This is a genomic window from Streptomyces sp. NPDC014907 (assembly GCF_055562975.1).
The window spans coordinates 100,548-120,413 of record NZ_JBVHEG010000013.1 but is presented as its reverse complement, the minus strand read 5'-3'; the positions used below and the strand labels follow the sequence as shown (position 1 = coordinate 120,413).

Below are 19,866 nucleotides of genomic sequence, written 5' to 3'. Positions count from 1 at the left end.
CGCGTGGCGGCCGTTCCTCACTCCCCTCCGGGCTCCGTCCCGGTCCTGGAACCGGGGTCGGCGCCGGTGCCGGTCGGGGCCGGGGCCGGCGGGGTCCCGGACGGTTCCGTCCCGGCGGAGGGCTCCCCGGCCGGGGAGGTCGGCTCCGTCGCGGGGCCGGTCGGCTCCGCCGGGGACGCCGTCCCGCTCCCGGCGGAACCGGAGGGGGCCGGCTCCGTCGACGGGGCCGCGCTCCCGCTCCGCCCGGCGTCCGGCCGCCCGGTACCCCGGTCGTCCGGGGCCGGCGTGGAGCCCGGCGCGGAGCTGGTGTCCCCGCCGTCCGGCCGCCCGGTGGCGTCGCCCGTCCCGGACGGCGCGGGCGTGGTCTCCCCGCCCGGGTCCGGCGCCTCCTTGCCCGTGCCGCCGTCGCCGCGGACGGCCGAGCCGAAGGTGGTGGTCCCCTGCCTGCCGCCGAAGTCCTCCCCGGCAACCAGTTCGTAGGCGGTGATGCCGCTCATGGTGACGCCGAAGACCAGGGCGGCGGCGACCACCGGGCGCCTCCAGCCCCGGACGCGGGTGCCGTGGGTGGTCGCCTCCCCGAACTCCTCCCCGCCGGGAGCCTCCCCGCCGGACGACGGGACCGTGCGGAGCAGCAGGGTCCGGTCCTCCCCCTCGGGCGAGGTCGTGTCGACGAGCCGGATGCGGCGCGCCTTCGGCCTGGCCGCCGTGGTCACGTCGCGGACCTGTTCGCCCGTGCGCCGGAGGGCGTACTGGAAGAACGGGCCGCCGCAGGTGGCGATCACGCTGATCACTCCGGCGCCGACGATCGTGCCGTACACGCCGAGGGTGGAGGCGAGTTTGGCGGCGACGACCGCGGCCAGGGCGCTGCCCGACACCTGGGCCATGCTCAGGTCGATCTTCCTCCTGCCGGTGTCCTCCGCCGTCCCTGCCGTCCCCACCGTTTCCGCCTCCCGTGCCTCCTCCGGTCCGTCCGTGCCGGTGCTCGGCCTCTGCCCCATCTCCAACCCCTGCCGACTGATCGAGTGCTGTGCACCCAGAAGGGACACGCGAGAGAGGGGAATAGTTCCGTTTTCGCCCTTTCTGTGAAGAGCGACACGTACGGAGGGGAATCGTGGGGACCCGCTCCCGCACCGCCCGGCAACTCGGACGGCGCGCCTGTCCACCCAGGTGGCCCGAATGGAGTACATTGACGAACCCTGGGTCCGGACGCCCTCACGGGTGCCCCGGATCATGGGGCGGGAGCCGGGGACGGCGCCCGAACCGGCGGCGCTTCGGCATCACACGGGAACCGGCTGCACAGAGTGACCGCCAGTCACTCGGCGTGGCGATCCGGCCACCGTGTCACCACGGCGTTCCAGGGTCCACGCCCGACACGCCGGGCAACTCGGCAAGTAGTGGCAGGCTGCACCCGGGCAGGCCACACTCGACTAGCGGAAGCAGCGACGCACGTGACGTCGGCAGGCACCACCCGGGAGGTACCCATGCCCGAACTGCGTGTCGTGGCCGTCTCCAACGACGGCACACGACTGGTGCTGAAGGCTGCTGACAGCACGGAGTACACACTTCCGATCGACGAGCGGCTGCGCGCCGCCGTGCGCAACGACCGCGCGCGCCTCGGCCAGATCGAGATCGAGGTGGAGAGCCACCTCCGCCCCCGTGACATCCAGGCGCGGATACGAGCCGGTGCCTCCGCGGAGGAGGTCGCCCAGCTCGCCGGCATCCCCGTCGACCGCGTGCGCCGCTTCGAGGGCCCCGTGCTCGCCGAGCGCGCCTTCATGGCGGAGCGGGCCCGCAAGACCCCGGTCCGCAGGCCCGGGGAGAACAGCGGCCCCCAGCTCGGCGAGGCGGTGCAGGAGCGGCTGCTGCTGCGCGGGGCCGAGAAGGACACCGTGCAGTGGGACTCCTGGCGCCGGGACGACGGCACCTGGGAGGTGCTGCTCGTCTACCGGGTCGCGGGCGAGGTCCACACCGCCAGCTGGACGTACGACCCGCCCCGGCGGCTCGTCCAGGCCGTGGACGACGAGGCGCGCGCCCTGATCGGCGAGACGGACGACACGATCGCCGCCGCTCCCGAGCCCAGCTTCCCGTTCGTGCCGCGCATCGCCCGGCTGCCCCGGGACCGGCCGCTCGACCGCGCCCTGGACCGCCAGCTCGACCGCCACCAGCCGGAGCGGACGCCCGCGCCCGCCGAGCCGGAGGACGAGCGGGACTCCCTGACGAGCCTCCTGGAGGCCGTGCCGAGCTTCCGCGGCGACATGGTCGTGCCCGAGCAGCCGGACTCCTCGGACCACGCGGAGGAGCCCGAGGCGGAGGAGCCGCCGGCGCCCGCCGCGTCGGCGGGAGCGGGCGCCGCGTACGCCGACGTCCTGATGCCGCGCGCGGTGTCGGGCCACCGCGACCGGCTCACCGGCACCACGGACCGCCAGGCCGAGGCGGACGGCGTCCGTCCGGGCCGCCGCGCGGCGGTGCCCAGCTGGGACGAGATCGTGTTCGGCACCCGCAGGAAGAAGCAGGACTGACCTTCGTACGCCGCTCCGCCGAGATCCGCACGGAAGGGCCCGCGCCGTGACGGCGCGGGCCCTTCCGCACAGGCGTCCGGGCCGGTGCCGTGCGCGCTACCGGGGGTCCGGGCCCGTGGCCACCGGGCGGGACGGGTCGGCGGACCACTCCGACCAGGAGCCCGCGTAGAGGGCGGCCGGGATGCCCGCGATCTCCAGGGCGAGCACCTCGTGGGCGCCGGAGACGCCCGAACCGCAGTACACCCCGACCGGCGTCCCCCCGGCCGCGCCCAGCGCGGCGAACCGGTCCCGCAGGACGCCGGCCGGCAGGAACAGCCCGTCGGCGCCGACGTTCCCGGTCGTCGGCGCGGAGACCGCGCCCGGGATGTGCCCGCCGACCCGGTCGATCGGCTCCACGTCCCCCCGGTAGCGCTCGGCCGCCCGCGCGTCCAGGAGCAGCCCCGCGCCGGCCAGGGCCGCCGCGCCGTCGGCGTCGAGCAGTCCGAGCGCGCCCGGCCGCGGCAGGAAGTCGCCCGGCTCCGGCGCGGGGACCTTCTCCGTGAGCCCGCCCGTCCAGGCCGCGAGCCCCCCGTCCAGGACCCGTACGTCCGGGTGGCCCGCCCAGCGGAGCAGCCACCAGGCGCGGGCCGCGCCCCAGCCGGAACCGCCGTCGTACACGACGACCGGCCGGTCCGCCGAGACGCCCGCGCGGCGCATCGCGGCGCCGAAGGTCTCCGGGTCGGGCAGGGGGTGGCGTCCGCCGCTCCCGGGCGGTCCCGCCAGTTCCGTGTCCAGGTCGACGTAGACCGCTCCGGGCAGGTGGCCGGCCTCGTAGGCGGGCCGTCCGGGCGGGCCGCCGAGCGTCCAGCGGACGTCCAGGAGGACCGGCGGCCGGGGCCCGGCCGACTCGCTGAGCAGTTCACTTGCGGAGATGATGGGCTTCATGGGTGCCATACTCGCGCAGCCGCACGGCCGCGGGGGACGGACCCGGCCTTCCGCCCCCGGGATCGCGCCCGCGCGCGGTGCGGCCGGGGTCCGCCGCGTCCCCTCCGGTGCCGCCACCGGGCGGGGGCACGGCCACGACGACGGTCCGAGGAGAGGGTGACGATGACCGAGGCGACCCGGCGCACACCCGGCACGCCCTGCTGGGTGAGCCTGATGGTGCACGGGCTCGACGCCACGCGGGAGTTCTACCACGCGCTCTTCGGCTGGGAGTTCGTGCCCGGACCCGAGCAGCTCGGCCCGTACGTCCGCGCCCTGCTCGGCGGCAGGGAGGTGGCGGGCATCGGCCGGCTGCCGGACGACCGGCAGCTGCGCATCGCCTGGACCCCCTATCTGGCCACCGAGGACGCCGACAAGACCACCGAGAACATCCGCAGCTGCGGCGGCACCGTCGCGGTGGGCCCGCTGGACGCGGCGGAGGCGGGCCGCCTGGCGATCTGCTCGGACCCGACGGGCGCCGTCTTCGGCGTCTGGCAGGCGGAGGCGCACCACGGCACGGCGACGGCGGGGCCGGGGACCCCGGTGTGGAACGAGCTCCTCACGTACGAGACCTCCTCGACCGGCGAGTTCTACCGGGCGGTCTTCGGCTTCGAGGTGGTGTCCGTCCCCTCCGCCGGGCGCGACTACGCGGCGCTGCACGTGGACGGGGTCCCGGTGGCCTCCCTGCACGGCGTCGGCGACGCGCTGCCCCGGGACCGGGGCCCGCACTGGATGACGTACTTCGAGGTCGCCGACGCGGACGCGGCCGCCCGGCTCGTCGTGGAGCTGGGCGGGCGGGTCCTGGACCCGCCGCGCGACGGCACGGCGGGGCGGCTCGTCCCGGTGGCGGACCCGGAGGGGGCGGTCTTCACCCTGATCGGGTCCGCCGGGCGCTGACCCGCCCGTGCCGGTGCGGCGGGCTCAGCCCCGGCGGCCCCGCAGGAGGCTCCGGCGCGGCCGGGACGCCCCGCCCCGGGCGGGGTCCTCCGTTCCGCCCGGCAGACCGAGCCGGGCCAGCCGTTCGGCGGTGAAGTGGTGGGCGGTGCCGGGGTCGTCGTGGTGGGCGGCGAGGAAGCGGACGGCCTCCTCCCGGAGTCCCGGGTGGCTCGTGGGGCGCATGCAGTAGCCGACGGCCCGGACCAGGGGCGTGAGCGAGGCGGGGGCCGGTCCGGGGACGGCGGGTTCCCCGCCCCCCTCCAGGTCGGCGACGAGGTGGTCGACGACGGTGAGCGGGACGCGGTTGCTGTTCTCGTAGGGGGTGAGCCGTTCGAGGACCTCGGCCGTGCCCACGCGGGCCACGGGCACGCCGTAGTGAACGGCGGCGGTGAGCATCGCCGTGGAGAAGCAGCCGACGACGAGCCGGGGCCGGCACCGCTCGTAGAAGGTCTCGGCGAGCAGCGGCCCGTCGAGGACCGTCAGACGGACGCCGGACCGTTCCGCCTCCTCCTCCAGGGCCCGGGAGTAGCGGACGGGGGCGGACGGGTGCGGCTTGAAGACGACCGACCGGTGCCCGGCGGCCGCGGCCCCGCGCAGCATCCGCACGTGCAGGTCCTCCTCCTCTTCGGCGGTGAGGAGGTTCAGGGCCGCGAGGTACTGGCCGAGCAGGAGGGCCGTGGGCCCGGCGGCGGCCGCCCGCGAGATCGCCGGGTCGCCGGCGGCCTCCTCGGCGATCTCGGCGAGGACCGCGCGGAAGGCGTCGTCGGGGACCCGTTCGGGCTCGACCCCGTACTCGCTCAGGAGGAGGGGACGCAGGCCCGGGACCAGATCGGGGTGGAGGACCCGCCGGACGCGGCAGGCGACCGACTGCGCGAGGTCGTTGCGGGTGGGGCCGTAGCTCATCAGGCCGTCCGCGTAGACGTGCAGGGAGCTCTCGGGGAAGGCGACGGCGAGTGCCTTCGCGGGGTTGACCTGGATGGACTCGACGGCCAGCTCGACCGGAGCCGTGCCGAGGTCCCAGGCGGTGCGCAGCACGCGCTGCCAGAGCGGCGCCTCCTCGGGGCGGGGGGCCCAGGCGGCGGGGTGGTACGGGTGGATCGTCTCGTTCCAGTCGAGGGTCCCGTCGAAGCGGGCGGCGATCCGCCCGTAACCGGTCATGTCCTCCAGGCGCGGCGCCGTCTCCGGGATCTCGGCGTTGCGCGAGATCAGCAGGAGCCGGCGGGCGTCCTCGCGGGGCCCGAACAGGCCGGCGTCCAGGGCGGCGGCGAGGGTGGCCGCGCCGTACAGGGTGGACACCTGGAAGACCTGCACCGGCCGGGTGCCGGCGTCCGTCGTGACGTCCTTGTCGGGAGCCATGGTTCAGGCGGTCCTTCCGGTGTCGCGCAGGCTCCGGAGGAGGGTGCTGCGCGGGGTGTCCATGGTGGCCAGGGTCTCGTCCAGGACCCGCTGGGGCATGCGGCGCAGCGCGTCGCGGACGCCGGCGCGCAGCCGGTCGGCGACGGCGGGCTCGTACTTCCCGGCCTTGCCCACGTGGAAGGCGATCATCGCGCAGTACGTGCGGACCGCCTTCGGGAGGAAGCGGTCGGCGTCGGCGTCCCGGGAGACCTCGTCAAGCAGGAGGTCGTAGGAGGGGATGAAGTCCAGCTGCCGGTTGTCGGTGATCTGGGTGAGCGAGGTGGTGACGCCCCGCCGGTAGAAGACGCCGTGCAGGGAGAGCGCCGCGAAGGTGCGGGCCCTGAGGTGGAGCCGCCACACCCAGAGGCGGTCCTCGGCGGTCCGCAGGGACGTCTCGAAGCGGGACTCCCCGTTCTCGAAGAGGCGCCGGCCGTAGATGCCGAAGGGGACGAAGGGATAGTCCACCATCGTCACCATGCCGGCCGGCGAGATGCCGTCCCTGGGGTCCATCACGGTGTCGCGCCGCTGGGCGGGGGCGTAGCGGATCTGGCGCTTGCGGCCCTCCGCGAGGACGTGGTCGGTGCGGGCGAAGTCGCAGCCCAGCCGGGAGATTCCGGCGACGGCGGCGCTCAGGTGGCCGGGCGCGTACCAGTCGTCCCCGTCGAGGAAGGTGAGGTAGTCGCCGCGTGCCGCGTCGATGCCGGTGTTGCGCGCCTGGGCGACGCCGAGGTTCGTCTCGTGCCGGACGACCGTGGCGTTCGGCAGGCGGTCGCGCCAGCGGTCGAGGACCTCCGGGGTGTCGTCCGTCGAGCAGTCGTCGATCAGCAGGAACTCGAACTCCGGGTCCGCGTTGTTCGCGAGACTGCGCAGGGTGTCGGGGGCGTACGCCCCGACGTTGTGGAACGGTACGACGACGGACAGTTTCGGCACTCGGGTTCCCCACACTGAATCGGACGGTCAAACGCCGTGGTGGCGCGTACGGTAGCGCTCCGCCTCCCCGGCCGGACGAGGCGCGCGTGTACGCCCGGTGAACTCTCCCCGCCCTCCCGGGGGGCCGGGACGGTGCGCCGGCGGCGGGTCCGTCAGGCACGGGCACGCCGGCGGTGCAGGGCCCCGGTCACGGCCAGGGCCAGGAGGGCCCCGGCCCCGACGGCGGCGCCGGGGCGGAGTCCCGGGGGCCGGAAGGAGCAGCGGACCGTGTCCGCCCGCCCGTCGAGGGGGACGGCGACGAGCCCGCCGTACGCGCGCGCGGGACGGAGGCCGGCGTCGCCGGCGGCGCAGCGCCAGCCGGGGACGCGGGGGACGGCGAGGACGGCGATGCCCGTACTGCCCCGCGGGAGAACGGCCGTGACGGTGTGTCCGGTGGCGCGGACCCGGGTGGCGCCGGTGGCGGTGAGCCGTTCCACGGCGGCGGCGAGGCGGGCGCGGACCAGGCAGCCGACGGGCTGCCGGGGCAGCTCCGGCCGGGCCTCCGGGCGCAGGTCGATCCGCACCTCCCCCGAGGCGGGTACGGTGCCGAGGGCGGCCATGGCGGCGCGGACGGCGGGCGGCCCGCCCCCGAACGCCACGGGCCCCTCCCCCGCGAGGGCGGCCGTGCCCCGGTACCCGGGCGCCCAGAACCAGACCTCGGAGCCGGCCGGGCAGCGGGCGGTGAGGACGCGTCCGGTGCGGCGGGGCGCGGGCAGCTCGTACACGGTGGTGCCGAGCAGGCGTTCCTGCCGGGCGAAGGCGGAGTCCCCCGGGCGTCCCGTGGGGCGCGGCGTCGGGCGGACGGTGACCAGCGGCGGTACGGGGACGGTCGTGGCGGTGACCGCGGCGCGGGGCGGGGCGTCCTGCCGCACCGGCTCCAGGGGTTTCGAGCGCACCCGGGTGCCGATGGAGAAGAGGGCGTCGGTCACGGGGTTGTCGAGGGTGACGGGGTGCCGGCCCTTGGCGTAGTGGCCGAAGCCCAGGCCGGTGAGGGTCCGCGAGGTCACGTCTGCGGTGAGGCTGCTGTAGTGGTCGGCGCCCTGCCCGCCGACGAGCAGGGCGTCGTTGCCGCCGGGGACCTCGCCGGGCTCCGTGCGGTACCGGGGCCAGGCGTCCGCGCGGGCCGTCTCGCGCGCCACGGCCTCGTGCCAGGGGCCGGTCCGGGGCGACCAGGCGACCTCGTTCCGCCGCTGCTCCTCGGCCCGCTTCCCGGTGACGGCCGCCTCACCCGCCTGGGCGGCGGCGAGCAGGACCACGGCCAGGACGGTGAGGGCGCGGGCGGCGCGGGGGCGGGCGGTGCCGGAGCGGGCGGCCGCCAGGGCGGCGAGGGCGGCGGCGAGCGCCAGGAGCGCGGCCGCGCCGGAGGCGGGGAAGGTCCACCGGTCGACGTCGGCGCTTCCCCGGGCCGCCCACGCGAGGGCGCCGAGCAGCCCGCCGGCCGCGAGGAGCGCCGCCGGGCGGGGCACTCCCCCGGCGGCCGAGAACCAGGCGCCGATCAGCAACAGGCCGCACAGGACGAAGGACTGACGGTACGGGATGCCGTTGGGCGAGGCGCCCGCGTGCCAGAGCAGATGGGTGGGTTCCCACTGGAGGGAGAGGGTCACCAGGACGGCCGCCGCCGTCCAGCCGGCCCGGACGCGCGGGGCGACGGCCCGGTTGAACGGCAGCGTCAGGGCGAGGGCGAGGGCGGAGGTGCCGATGAAGAGCGCGGGGGTGGACACGCTCGCGGTGGCGGGCAGGAACCGGGCGAGGACGTCCGTCCGGGCGGCGGGGGCGAAGACGGTCTCCGGGGTGGGGGCGGCGGCCCCGGTGGCGAGGAAGACGACCACGACGAGCGGCGCGGCGAGCCCGATGCCGACGAGGACGCCCCGGGCGGCCCGCAGCAGCCCCGCGAGGCGCTGCCGCGCGGTCGCGGACTCCTCGGCGGTGAGCAGCCGGACGGCGAGGACGACGGCGGCGCCGAGGGTCGCCATGTACGCGGTGTAGAAGTTGGCGGTCCAGGCCAGCGCGACGACGAGCGGCCCGAGGACGGGCCGGCGGCCGGTGCGGGCCCACTCCCCGACCAGGCAGAGCAGGGGGAGGGCGACGAGCCCGTCGAGCCACATGGGGACGGTGGACCCGTGGTCGAGGGTCCAGCCGGAGAGGGCGTACGCGGTGCCGAGCACGGCGGCGACCGGCCAGGGGCCGGGGCGCAGCCGCAGGAGGAGCACGGCCATGGCGGCCCCGGCGGCGGCGATCTTGGCGGTGGTGATCGCGTACAGGGCGAGTTCGACGCGGTCCGCCGGGAAGAGCACGACGAGCAGGCTGAAAGGACTGCTCAGGTACGTGCCGATGTCGCCGAGGAAGGGGGAGCCGAACCCGGTGTTCCAGTTGAGGAGGGCGTCCCCGTGGGTCTCGCCGCGCAGGAAGGCGCGCCAGTAGGTGTGGTACGGCAGGTACTGCTGGCCCAGGTCGACGGAGTTCCTGGTCATCGGGCCGAAGGGGTGGGCGCGGGCGAGCCCGGTGGCGAGGCAGAACAGCGCGGTGGTGAGCAGGGCGGCGGCGGTCGCGGCCCGGGGCCCCGGGCGGCGGAACCGGGTCCGGAGCGCTCCGGACCGGCGCCGGGTGCCGTCCGTCTCCTCCCCGCCCGCGTCCGCTCCCGTGTCCCCGGCCTTCGCGCCGGTCTCGGTCTCGGCCCCCACGGGCGCGGTCTCGGGAGCGGGGGGCACACGTCCTCCAGGGGTCGTACGGCGCGGGAACGCCCGGAGGTGGGGTCGTCACGCACGGGCCGACCGCCATTACCACCGAGGCGGGCGACCCGTGGCCGATCACCGGGGATGGTCCGGGTACACCCCGGGTGAACTCCCGGTGCCGTGCGGCCCGGTGGGGGGCGGGGGCCAGTGCCGTGCGGTCCGGGGAGGTTCGGGGCCGGTGCCGTGCGGCCCGGTGCGGCGGCCCGGGGCGGGTCAGGCGGCCGGTGCGGCGGCCAGGAGTTCGTCGACCGTACGGGCCACCGTGCCGAACAGGTCGGAGACGGTCGTCAGGGCGGCGGCCTCCAGCGCGCCGGAGGACAGGACGGTGCCGTCCGGCGCCTCCAGGGAACGGGTGGCGGTGGCCTCGGCGACGACGGCCGGGCGGTGGCCCCGGTGGAAGGCGCCCTGCGCCGTGGACAGGACGCACATGTGCGTCATGAACCCGGCGAGGACCAGATCGCCGCCGGCGCCGAGCTCCTTCAGGACCTCCTCCAGGTCCGTGGCGTGGAAGGCGTCGGGGAACCGCTTGACGACCACCGGCTCCCCCTCGGCCGGGGCGACCTCGTCGCTGATCGAGCCGATCTCGGCGCGGATGTCGTACGGGGTGCCCTCGCCTCCGTCGTTGACGACGTGGACGACCGGGGTGCCCGCGGCTCGGGCGGCCGCGAGCAGGCGGGCCCCGGCGGCCACGGCCTCCTCGGCGCCGTCGAGCCGCATGACGCCGGTGCGGTAGGTGTTCTGGAAGTCGATCATGATCAGGACCGATTCGCTCAGGCGCGGCAGCTCCCGGGAGAGGCCGGTCAGCTCGCGGAGGGGGGTGGACGCGGTCATGGCGGTTCCTTTCGGGCGGGGTCGGGCGACGGGGGGCTGCGGTGACGTCCCCCCGGCTGTTTTCAACGCTAACACACTTCGTAATCAGCGTTAACAGACGTGTGCGCGCCGCACCGCCCCGAAGGCCACGGCGGGAGGTTCCCCCAGGTCCGCCCTGTTAGCGCTGATACCGTGAAGCCATGTCGACTGCCCGCGAGCGCATCCTGGAAGCCACCGAGGAACTGCTCGCCACCAAGGACGCGCCGGCGATCTCGACCCGGGCCATCTGCGACCGGGCGAAGGTGGGCATGCCCGAGATCTACCGCCGGTTCGGCGACAAGCAGGGACTGCTCACGGCGGTGGCCGACATCGGCTTCGAGCGCTTCCTCGCCGCCAAGAGGCTCAATCCGCTCACCGACGACCCGGTGGCGGACCTCCGCACGGCCTGGGACAGCCACGTCGCGTTCGCGCTGCGCAACCCGCACCTCTACCGCCTGATGTTCACGCCGGCCGGCGGCTCCGGGCCGGGAGGCATCAGGGAGGCGCAGGCGATCCTGCTGACGGTCCTGGAGCGGTGCCGGGACGCCGGGCGCCTGCGGATGCCCCCCGAACAGGCCGGCCGGTCCATCCTCTCCGCCAACGTGGGCGTGTGCGTGATGGCGCTGTCCTTCCCCGACCTCTTCGGGGACCCCGGAACCTCGGAGGCGGTGCGGGACGCCGTGATCGACAGGGTCACCGGCGACGAGCGGGAGGACCCCCGGCTCGGCACCGCGACCGTCCTCGCCCAGGCCCTGGTCGGCACCCTCGCGGGGACGGCGCCGGTGGACGCCGCCGCTCTCGACGGCCTGGCCCGCGCCCTGCGGCCGCCGGCCGCGCCCCCGGAACCGTGAACGCCCCGGCCGCGCGGTCGCCGTCCCTCCGGCCGACCGCACCCTGGAACCGTGAACCCGGTCGGCCGCATCCCGGAACCGTGAACCCGCCGGCCACGCCCCGGAACCGGGTGCCGGTCGGCCGCGCCCCGGGGCCCGTACCCCTTCCGGTCGCGCCCCCCGGGCCCTCAGACGTGGTTGACGGGGAGCACGTCCGGGGAGAGGACGCCGGCGCGGGCGGACGCCGAGGTCACGCGGCGGCGGTGGTGACGGCGGCAGAGGACCTCGTAACCGATCTCCTCCGCCGGGCGGTTCACGTCGCCGACCACGACCTGCTCGCCCTCCACGACCATCTCCCCGCCCACCGTACGGGCGTTGTGCGTGGCGCGGGCCCCGCACCAGCACAGGGCCTCGACCTGGAGCTGTTCTATGCGGTCGGCCAGCTCGATCAGCCGCTGCGAGCCGGGGAACAGCTTCGTGCGGAAGTCGGTGGTGATGCCGAAGGCGAAGACGTCCAGGCCCAGGTCGTCGACGATGCGGGCGAGCTGGTCGATCTGCTCCGGGGCGAGGAACTGCGCCTCGTCCACGATCACGTAGTCGGCCTTGCCGCCCTGGGAGAGCTGGCCGACGAGGTACGCGTACAGGTCCATGCCCCGCGGCGCCTCGACCGCCTCCGTCACCAGGCCGAGCCGGGAGGACAGCTTGCCCTCGCCCGCCCGGTCGTCACGGGTGAAGATCACGCCCTGGAGCCCCCGCGCGTCGCGGTTGTGAGCGATCTGGAGCGCCAGGGTGCTCTTCCCGCAATCCATGGTTCCGGAGAAGAAGACCAGCTCGGGCATGACGGGACGGGGACCTTTCGGGGGCGTGGGAGGGCAGGTGCCGGGAGGGTCAGGAACGCACTTCGAGCAGCGGGACGAGCTGCTCGGCGGGGGTCATGGACCCGTGCATGCCGGCCATCGCGGACTCGTGGGGCTCGTTGACGGAGGCGGTGATGGCCACGTCGTCGCGGGCCGCGGCGACGACGTCCCCGATCCGCCCGTGGACGCGTTCGTCGATCTCGTCGCCGAACCAGCCGAGGGAGACGGCCTCGTCGCGGCTCGCCACCCAGAACTGCTCGCCGATCACCTCGCGCCAGCAGGTGAGGACGTCCGCCTCGGCGCCGGGCACGGCGTAGACGTGACGGGCGCGCCCCTCGCCGCCGAGGAGGGCGACGCCGGCGCTCAGCTCCCAGTCCTCGTCGAAGTCGATGCGGTGCCGCTCGTCGAAGGGGATGTCGACCATGCCGTGGTCCGCCGTGACGTACAGCGCCGAGCGGGGCGGCAGTTGCTCGGCGAGCCGCCGCACCAGCCGGTCGACGAACATCAGCTGGCCGCGCCAGGCGTCGGAGTCGATGCCGAAGCGGTGCCCCGCGCCGTCGAGTTCGCTGTAGTACGTGTAGACGAGCGAGCGGTCGCCGGCGGCGAGCTGCTCGGCGGCGAAGTCCATCCGCTCCTCGCCGGAGAGCCGCCCGTGGAACGTTCCGCCGCTGAGCGCGATCTGGGTGAGCGGGGTCTGCTCGAAGACCGGGGAGGAGACCTGGGCGGTGTGGACACCGGCCTCGTGGGCGAGCCGGAAGACGGTGGGGTACGGCTGCCAGACGCGCGGCGCGGTCCACGGCTTCCAGCGGAGCTGGTTCATCAGCCCGCCGGTGCCGGGGTCGCGCACGGTGTAGCCGAGCAGTCCGTGCGTGCCGGGCTGGCGGCCGGTGCCGACGGAGGCGAGGGAGGTCGCGGTGGTGGCGGGGAACCCGGCGGTGACCGGCCGTCCCGTGCCGCCCCGCGAGGAGCCGAGGAGCGAGGTCAGATAGGGGGCCTCGTCGGGGTGGGCCCTGATCTGCTCCCAGCCGAGCCCGTCGATCAGGAAGACGCAGTTCCGGTCGGCGGGGGTCAGCTCCGCGATCCGCGGGGCGAAGCCGGGCACCTCCTGGCCCGCGACCAGCGTGGGGAGGAGGTCACCGAGGGAGCCGGAGCCGTACTCGGGCACCGGCGCGCTCTCCGGGGCGAGCGGAACCGGGTCGTCGGGCCAGCCGTAGGACGCCTCGGTGGACCGCTCCATCAGCGGGTGGGGGCGGCGGTGGCCGCGGTCGCCTCGGAGAGCGCCTGGGCGAAGGCGAGGGTCTGGCGGACGGTGTCCGGGCCGTCCCCGGCGTCGCTCACGCGCAGGCTGAGGTCGTCGGCGGTGGAGTTGCCGGTGTAGCCGTGGTCGGCGTCGCAGTCCGGGTCGCCGCAGGCGGCGGGCTCCAGGTCGATCCGGGAGACGGCGCCCCAGCCGATGGTGAGGACCACCTCGCGGGGCAGCGTGCCCGGGGTGTACGACTCGGGGTTGGCGACCACGCGGCTGACGACGACCGACGAGATCCGGTCGAGCTTCACGGACTCGGTGGAGGTCGTGGCGTACGGGGTCGGGGAGCTGGTGTCGGCGGCCTGCTCGTCGGTGTGGCTGACGATGAAGCGGTTCGGGGTCAGGACGAGGACGGTGACGTGGCGGCGGACCTCGTTCGCGTCGAAGGTGGTCTCCTGGTGCACCACGTACGACGCGACGGCCTCGCCGCCGACGGCGGCCTCCACCGCCTCGGCCACGAGGGCCGGGTAGTAGCCGCTGCGCTCGATCGCCGCGCGCAGCCCCTGGGTCGTCGTACCGGTCTTCGCCATGGACTCCATCCTACGGGGCCCCGGGCCCCCCTCGGCCCGCTCAGTACCTCGGCAGGCTGCGCGGGCCGAGGTCCGTCCGGGGCGGGGGCGGGGCCAGGCGGACGGTCGCCCCGAGGACGGAGAGGCCCCGGGGCGCCACGACCACGGGCTCCAGGGAGACGGCGACCACCTCGGGGTGGTCGTCGACGAGCCGGGAGACCCGCAGCAGCAGGTCCTCCAGGGCCGGGGTGTCCACGGGGGCGGAGCCGCGCCATCCGAAGAGCAGCGGGGCGGTCCGGAGGGAGCGGACGAGTTCGGCGACGTCCCGGTCGGTGGCCGGGACCAGCCGGTGGGCCGTGTCGCCGAGGAGTTCGGAGGCCGCGCCCGACAGGCCGAAGGAGAGGACGGCGCCCACGGCCGGGTCGATCGCGGAGCGGACGACGGTGTCGACGCCCCGGGGCACCATGGCCTGGACGACCGGCTGGAGCTCCTCGGGCTTGCCGAGGACGTCGGTCAGCTCGGCGTAGGCCGTGCGGAGCTGTTCCTCGGTGGCCAGGTCGAGCCGGACCCCTCCGAGGTCGGGGCGGTGGCGGAGGTGCGGGGCGGTCGTCTTGAGGGCGACGGGATAGCCGAGCCGGGCGGCGGCCGCGACGGCGGCGTCGGGCGCGGGCGCGGGCAGGGACGGCAGGACGGCGATCCCGTACCGGGCGAGCAGTTCGCCCGCTTCCCGGGGGCCGAGGGTCACGCCCCGCGCGTCCGCGTCCCCGGCGGTGAGCACCCGCGCGATCAGGGCGGCGGCCCCGGCCTCGTCGACGTCCTCGTACTCGGGCACCCGGCCGGGCTCGGCCGCCTGCCGCCGCCACTGCCCGTACCGCACGGCCTCGGCCAGCGCCCGCACGGCCCGCTCGGCGGCGGGATAGGAGGGGATGGTGATCGGGGGACGGGCGGGAGCGGGGGCGGAGGGGGCGTCCGGGGAGGGCGGACCTCCGGGAGCGGGCGCGGTCGCGGTCGCGGTGACGGGCGTGGTCGCGGGGACGGACGCGGTTCCGGTGGTGGGCGTGGTCGTGGTGGCGGACGCGGTTCCGGTGGTGGGCGTGGTCGTGGTGGCGAACGCGGTCCCGGTGGCGGACGGCGGGCCGGGGGTCCGTTCCGGGCCGGGGGTCCGCCCCGGGCCGGACGACGGGGAGGGGCCGGCCGACGGGGACGGTCCGGTCGCGGTTCCCTCCCCGGTCTCCCGCCCCGCCGGGGCGGGCCGGGTGCTGGTGGCCACCGCCAGGGCCTCCGCGAGGCCGCCCATCTCGACGTGGACGACGACGACCGGCTTCGCCGGGGCGGAGGCGGCGGCCTCGCGGAGCGCGGCCGCCAGGACCTCGCCGTCGCCGGACTCGGTGGCGCCGTCCTCGCCGACCCAGGGGATCGCGGTCACGACGACCGCGTCGGACGCCTCGTCCGCGAGGGCCGCCGCCAGCGCGTCCCGGAAGTCCTCCGGGGTCGCCGCGGTCGTCAGGTCCAGTGGCCGCAGCGGCCGCAGCCCCTCGGTCAGGCAGGCGTCGTAGGTGAGGAGGCCGAGCGACTCGGAGTTGCCGAGGATCGCGACCCGGGGTCCTGCGGGCAGGGGCTGGGCCGACAGGAGCAGTCCGGCGTCGACGAGTTCGGTGACGGTGTCGACGGGGATCACCCCGGCCTGCCGGAGCAGCGCGGAGACCGTGGCGTGCGGAACGCGGGTGACGGGCACCCGGTGTCCGGGCGGGGCGCTGCCGCTGTGCCGGGCGCCCTTGACCACGACGACCGGCTTGACGGCGGCGGTGCGGCGGGCGAGCCGGGCGAACTTCCGGGGGTTGCCGATCGACTCCAGGTAGAGGAGGACGACGTCGGTGCCGGGGTCGTCGTACCAGTACTGGAGGAAGTCGTTGCCGGAGACGTCGGCGCGGTTGCCGGCCGAGATGAAGGAGGAGAGCCCGGCGCCCCGGCGGTGCAGTCCGGAGAGGAGCGCGATCCCGATCGCGCCGGACTGGGTGAAGAGCCCGATGCGCCCGGTGGCCGGCAGCCGCGGCGCGAGCGAGGCGTTGAGCCGGACGTCGGCGGCGGTGTTGATGATGCCGAAGGCGTTGGGCCCGATGATCCGCATGCCGTGGGAGCGGGCCTGCCGCACGAGCCGGCGCTGCCGCTCGCGGCCGTCCGGGCCGCTCTCGGCGTATCCGGCGGAGAGCACGACCAGGCCCCGCACGCCGTGCTCGCCGCAGTCCGCGACGGCCTCCGGGACCCGTTCGGCGGGGACGGCGACGATCGCCAGGTCCACGGGTTCGCCGATGGCGCCGACGGAGCGGTGGGCGGGGACGCCGTCGAGCTCGACCGGGCCGCCGTCCCCGTCGCCGGCTTCGGGGAGCGCGGAGTTCACCGCGTACACGCGTCCGGCGAAGCCCGCGCCGAGGAGGTTGCGCAGGACGGTCCGGCCGACGCCGCCGGGGGTGCGGCCGGCGCCGACGACGGCGACCGAGGCGGGAGCGAGCAGCCGTTGCACGGAGCGGGCCTCCGCCCGCTGCTCCCGGGCCCGCTGGACGGCGAGGGAGCGGTCGGTGGGTTCGAGGTCGAGGTGGAGGCGGACGGAACCGTCCTCGAAGCTGCGCTTCTGGGTGTAGCCCGCGTCGGTGAAGACCTTGATCATCTTGTTGTTGGCGGGAAGCACCTCGGCGGCGAAGCGCCGGATGCCCCGTTCACGGGCCACCGCCGCGATGTGTTCGAGCAGGGCGGAGGCGACGCCGCGGCCCTGGTGCGCGTCCTGGACGAGGAAGGCGACCTCGGCCTCGTCGGCCGGGGCGGAGGCGGGCAGTCCCCGGTCGTCGATGCGGTCGTAGCGGACGGTGGCGATGAACTCGCCGCCGACGGTCGCCGCGAGCCCCACCCGGTTCACGAAGTCATGGTGGGTGAAGCGGCGCACGTCCTTGGCGGAGAGGCGCGGGTAGGGGGCGAAGAAGCGGTAGTACTTCGACTCGTCCGAGACCTGTTCGTAGAAGCTGACGAGCCGGTCGGCGTCATCGGTGGTGATGGGCCGGACGAGCGCGGTGCCACCGTCGCGGAGCACCACGTCCGCCTCCCAGTGGTCGGGGTAGGCGTGCTCCGGCGCCACCTGCGGTTCCGTCGCTTCCGGCTGTTCCGACGCGCTCTGCATGGGGTCAGCCTACGGCCGTGGCACGGGTGGGGCACCGGTCGCGCGGCGGGGTCGCCCGTTGCAAGGTGAGAGGGCCGGAAGGCGGTCCGGACCGGGCCGGGGACCGGTGTGAGCACCTCTCATCCCGTGAGAGACTGGTCTAGACAACCCGCTTGAGACTTGAAGGGCAACACCATGGCTGAGCGCCGCGTCAACGTCGGATGGGCCGAGGGCCTGCACGCCCGCCCCGCGTCCATCTTCGTCCGTGCCGCCACGGCTTCCGGCGTTCCGGTGACGATCGCCAAGTCCGACGGCGCCCCCGTGAACGCCGCTTCCATGCTCTCGGTGCTCGGCCTGGGCGCGCAGGGCGGCGAGGAGATCGTGCTCGCCTCGGACGCCGAGGGCGCCGAGGCCGCGCTGGACCGCCTCGCGAAGCTGGTCGCCGAGGGCCTGGACGAGCTCCCCGAGACCGTCTGAACCGTCCGGTTCACGAGCGGGCCCGGACCGGGGCCGCTCCGGACCGGGTCGAGCCGGATCGGGTCGGGTCGGACCGCTCTGGGGCGAGTCGGGCCGGAATCGTTCCGGGTCGGGTCCGGGCCGGGGCCCGGCCGGGCGCCCGAGCCGGGAACGACTCCCGTCCCCCTCGCGCCTTCGCTCTTTTCGCATCCTGAAATGCCGTGACCGCCGCAATCGCGGGGCACGGCATTTCTCCTTTCCCGTCCCCCTTTTTTCGGGCAGCACGAAAAGCGTCCGCCGAATTCCGCCCCCTTGCCCACGGTCTTGTATACGGTGGACGTGTTAATTCCGGGCGCTCGTCGTGTTGACGGCATGTTGCGGAACCCTCACACGGCCCCGCTCCGCCCCCTTGAGCCGGTGCAGCGGCAGCGAGCGCTCCGTGTGCAGCGCGGTCAGCACCCTCGCCCGCTCCGCGTCACCGCGCGCCACGGCGTCCACGATCGCGCCGTGCTCGGCCCAGGCGTCCACCGGCCGTCCGGGCTGCTCGATCGCGTACACCCAGGCGATCTTGTACCGCAACTGGGTGAGCAGCGCCGTCAGGGCCGGGCTGCCGCAGGCCTGCGCGAGCGTCTCGTGGAACCAGCCGCCGAGCGGGCGCAGATCCTCGCCCGGGCTCCGCTCGGCCCGTTCCTGACCCAGCCTGACCAGACCGCGCAGCACCTTGAGATGGGCCTCGGTGCGCCGCTGCGCGGCCCGCGCCGCCCCCAGCGGTTCGAGCAGCGCCCGCATGTCGAGCAGGTCGGCCGCCTCCCGCTCGGTGGGTTCGGCCACGTGTGCCCCCGCGTGGCGCCGGGTGAGGACGAAGCCCTCCGACTCCAGGGTGCGCAGCGCCTCGCGGACCGGGACGCGGGAGACCCCGTACCGGCGGGCGAGCTGCTCCTCGGTCAGCCGGCTCCCCCGCGCGAAGACGCCGGAGACGATGTCGTCCCGGATCGCCGTGCACACCGAATGCGCGGGAATACGCATGTCCGACCTCCGCCTCGTTCCGCGCGAGCCCATTCGGGCGGCGCCCGTTTCGCGCCCGGTCCACGACTCTATTGCAGCCCGCCGGAATTTCCGATGCCCCACCGGATTTCATGGGCTTCTTTTGGCCGAAGAAAAGCCCCGGCTCAGTGCGAGCCGGGGCTTTCTCGACGCGGGTGCCCCCCGGGTCCGGGGGCACGCGGAGGAGGCGGTGTCAGACGGCGACGCCGCGGGCGCGGAGGTAGGCGACCGGGTCGATGTCGGAGCCGTACTCGGGGCTCGTGCGCGCCTCGAAGTGGAGGTGCGGGCCGGTCGAGTTGCCGGACGAGCCCGAGACGCCGATCTGCTGTCCCGGCTCGACGGTCTGGCCGACGTACACCCCGATGGAGGAGAGGTGACCGTACTGGGTGTACGTGCCGTCGTTCATCCGGATGACGATGTTGTTGCCGTACGCGCCGCCCCAGCCGGTCTCGACGACGGTGCCGGAGCCGACGGAGACGACACGGCTGCCGTAGGCGGCGTGGAAGTCGACGCCGGAGTGGCTGCCGGAGGACCAGAGCGAACCGCCGGTCTTGTACCCGGTGGAGACGTACGAACCGGCGACGGGGAGCTGGAAGGAGTTCAGGCGGCGGCGCTCGGCCTCGCGGGCGGCGCGCTCCTTCGCCTCGCGGATCTCCTTCGCGCGGGCCTCGGCCTTGCGCTTCGCCTCGGCCCGGAGCTTCGCCTCGGCCGCGGCCTCGAAGGCCTGCCGGTCCTGGGCGGCGGCCTGGGCGTTGACGCGGTCGACGAGGGAGTCCTCGGTGATCACCTCGACGAGGCCGGTGTCCTCGGGCGAGCGGTGGTCCGTGTCGGCGGCGAGCGCCGGGGAGGCGAGGGTTCCGATGACGCCGGTGGTGGCCAGTGTCGCTGCGCCGGCGATGCCCGCGCCGCGGCGCGTCATCCGGCTCGGTCCACGATGCTTCCCGGTGGCACGGGTGAACGCCATGAAGACGCTGTTTCCTTTCCCTCCTTCTCGCCTACCGGGTTAGCTGACGGGTTCGGAGCAGGAAGGTCTCCTACGGGCCCCTCCGTACGGGACGAAGGCGTCCGATTCACCCCAGGGACTGCGTGCGGGTCCCCGGCTCCCCGGGCTCGCGCCTGACGGGGACTCGGCGATGGCTGTCCGGTGCCGCGGGTGCGGCGGGTACGACTGGCGAACAGCCGGATCGACGGTATGCGGGCCGCCAGTCGATCACCAACCGAACATGACCTTTTGTAAGACATGCCACAGGGCAGAAGATCACTCTTGCCGCCAATACGGACAATTCCCTTGCGGGTGGTCCCTCACGGCGCGCTTCTCCCCCGGAGGAACAGCGCCCTTGACGGGCCGTCGGGCCGGGA

Annotated in this window: 16 protein-coding genes and 1 riboswitch; of the genes, 4 read left to right on the top strand and 12 right to left on the bottom strand. The window is 75.3% G+C overall.

All coding sequences use genetic code 11. The features are described 5' to 3' along the window. Window positions 1–17: 17 nt before the first annotated feature. Complete coding sequence (locus ACZ3IL_RS26375) at window positions 18–998, bottom strand: hypothetical protein (RefSeq protein WP_467394119.1); 981 nt, start codon at window positions 996–998, stop codon at window positions 18–20. A gap of 450 nt (window positions 999–1,448) precedes the next feature. On the opposite strand from ACZ3IL_RS26375, the gene sepH reads away from it, so the two are divergent. Continuing rightward, the gene (gene sepH / locus ACZ3IL_RS26370) at window positions 1,449–2,519 is read left to right on the top strand and encodes a septation protein SepH (RefSeq protein WP_467394117.1); all 1,071 of its coding nucleotides are present in this window, start codon (window positions 1,449–1,451) and stop codon (window positions 2,517–2,519) included. Between the two features lie 96 nt (window positions 2,520–2,615). Here the strand turns inward: sepH and ACZ3IL_RS26365 are convergent, their stop codons facing one another. Continuing rightward, on the bottom strand, window positions 2,616–3,443 hold the full coding sequence (locus ACZ3IL_RS26365; protein WP_467394115.1) for a sulfurtransferase: 828 nt from the start codon (window positions 3,441–3,443) through the stop codon (window positions 2,616–2,618). A 162-nt stretch (window positions 3,444–3,605) separates the two neighbouring features. Here ACZ3IL_RS26365 and ACZ3IL_RS26360 point away from each other — a divergent pair, with 162 nt between their 5' ends. Continuing rightward, complete coding sequence (locus ACZ3IL_RS26360) at window positions 3,606–4,376, top strand: VOC family protein (protein ID WP_467394113.1); 771 nt, start codon at window positions 3,606–3,608, stop codon at window positions 4,374–4,376. A gap of 24 nt (window positions 4,377–4,400) precedes the next feature. Here the strand turns inward: ACZ3IL_RS26360 and ACZ3IL_RS26355 are convergent, their stop codons facing one another. From ACZ3IL_RS26355 to ACZ3IL_RS26340, 4 genes are all read right to left on the bottom strand, one after another. Next, the gene (locus tag ACZ3IL_RS26355; protein WP_467394111.1) at window positions 4,401–5,771 is read right to left on the bottom strand and encodes a polysialyltransferase family glycosyltransferase; all 1,371 of its coding nucleotides are present in this window, start codon (window positions 5,769–5,771) and stop codon (window positions 4,401–4,403) included. Window positions 5,772–5,774: 3 nt separating this feature from the next. Continuing rightward, a complete protein-coding gene (locus ACZ3IL_RS26350; RefSeq protein WP_467394109.1) occupies window positions 5,775–6,740 on the bottom strand; it encodes a glycosyltransferase family 2 protein in 966 nt (321 codons plus the stop codon). Between the two features lie 152 nt (window positions 6,741–6,892). Then, window positions 6,893–9,487 (bottom strand): YfhO family protein, encoded by a 2,595-nt coding sequence (locus ACZ3IL_RS26345; RefSeq protein WP_467394107.1) that lies wholly within the window; start codon window positions 9,485–9,487, stop codon window positions 6,893–6,895. A 237-nt stretch (window positions 9,488–9,724) separates the two neighbouring features. Continuing rightward, window positions 9,725–10,342 carry an isochorismatase family protein gene (locus ACZ3IL_RS26340; protein WP_467394105.1) on the bottom strand — a complete coding sequence of 206 codons (618 nt, stop codon included), beginning with the start codon at window positions 10,340–10,342 and terminating at the stop codon, window positions 9,725–9,727. Window positions 10,343–10,521: 179 nt separating this feature from the next. Between ACZ3IL_RS26340 and ACZ3IL_RS26335 the strand changes: the two genes are divergently transcribed. Further along, window positions 10,522–11,211, top strand: coding sequence for a TetR/AcrR family transcriptional regulator (locus tag ACZ3IL_RS26335; RefSeq protein ID WP_467394103.1), 690 nt, complete (start codon window positions 10,522–10,524; stop codon window positions 11,209–11,211). A 167-nt stretch (window positions 11,212–11,378) separates the two neighbouring features. Here ACZ3IL_RS26335 and ACZ3IL_RS26330 read toward each other — a convergent pair whose 3' ends face one another. From ACZ3IL_RS26330 to ACZ3IL_RS26315, 4 genes are read right to left on the bottom strand one after another with little or no spacing between them, the layout of a single operon-like run. Continuing rightward, a complete protein-coding gene (locus ACZ3IL_RS26330) occupies window positions 11,379–12,029 on the bottom strand; it encodes a thymidine kinase (RefSeq protein WP_467394101.1) in 651 nt (216 codons plus the stop codon). Window positions 12,030–12,078: 49 nt separating this feature from the next. Further along, on the bottom strand, window positions 12,079–13,284 hold the full coding sequence (locus ACZ3IL_RS26325; protein ID WP_467394099.1) for an alkaline phosphatase family protein: 1,206 nt from the start codon (window positions 13,282–13,284) through the stop codon (window positions 12,079–12,081). Then, entirely contained in the window at window positions 13,284–13,880 is a 597-nt protein-coding gene (locus ACZ3IL_RS26320; protein WP_467394097.1) for a DUF5998 family protein, read from the bottom strand. Before ACZ3IL_RS26320 ends, ACZ3IL_RS26325 begins: the two co-directional genes overlap by 1 nt. 40 nt (window positions 13,881–13,920) lie before the next feature. Next, on the bottom strand, window positions 13,921–17,028 hold the full coding sequence (locus ACZ3IL_RS26315; RefSeq protein ID WP_467394095.1) for a bifunctional acetate--CoA ligase family protein/GNAT family N-acetyltransferase: 3,108 nt from the start codon (window positions 17,026–17,028) through the stop codon (window positions 13,921–13,923). A 174-nt stretch (window positions 17,029–17,202) separates the two neighbouring features. On the opposite strand from ACZ3IL_RS26315, the gene ACZ3IL_RS26310 reads away from it, so the two are divergent. Further along, window positions 17,203–17,484, top strand: a complete 282-nt coding sequence (locus tag ACZ3IL_RS26310) for an HPr family phosphocarrier protein (protein ID WP_388694198.1) — start codon at window positions 17,203–17,205, stop codon at window positions 17,482–17,484. 321 nt (window positions 17,485–17,805) lie between these two features. Here the strand turns inward: ACZ3IL_RS26310 and ACZ3IL_RS26305 are convergent, their stop codons facing one another. Both ACZ3IL_RS26305 and ACZ3IL_RS26300 read right to left on the bottom strand, forming a co-directional pair. Further along, complete coding sequence (locus ACZ3IL_RS26305; RefSeq protein WP_467394093.1) at window positions 17,806–18,489, bottom strand: GntR family transcriptional regulator; 684 nt, start codon at window positions 18,487–18,489, stop codon at window positions 17,806–17,808. Window positions 18,490–18,700: 211 nt separating this feature from the next. Next, complete coding sequence (locus ACZ3IL_RS26300) at window positions 18,701–19,471, bottom strand: M23 family metallopeptidase (RefSeq protein ID WP_467394091.1); 771 nt, start codon at window positions 19,469–19,471, stop codon at window positions 18,701–18,703. 13 nt (window positions 19,472–19,484) lie between these two features. Beyond that, window positions 19,485–19,650, bottom strand: a riboswitch (cyclic di-AMP (ydaO/yuaA leader). Between the last annotated feature and the right edge of the window lie 216 nt (window positions 19,651–19,866).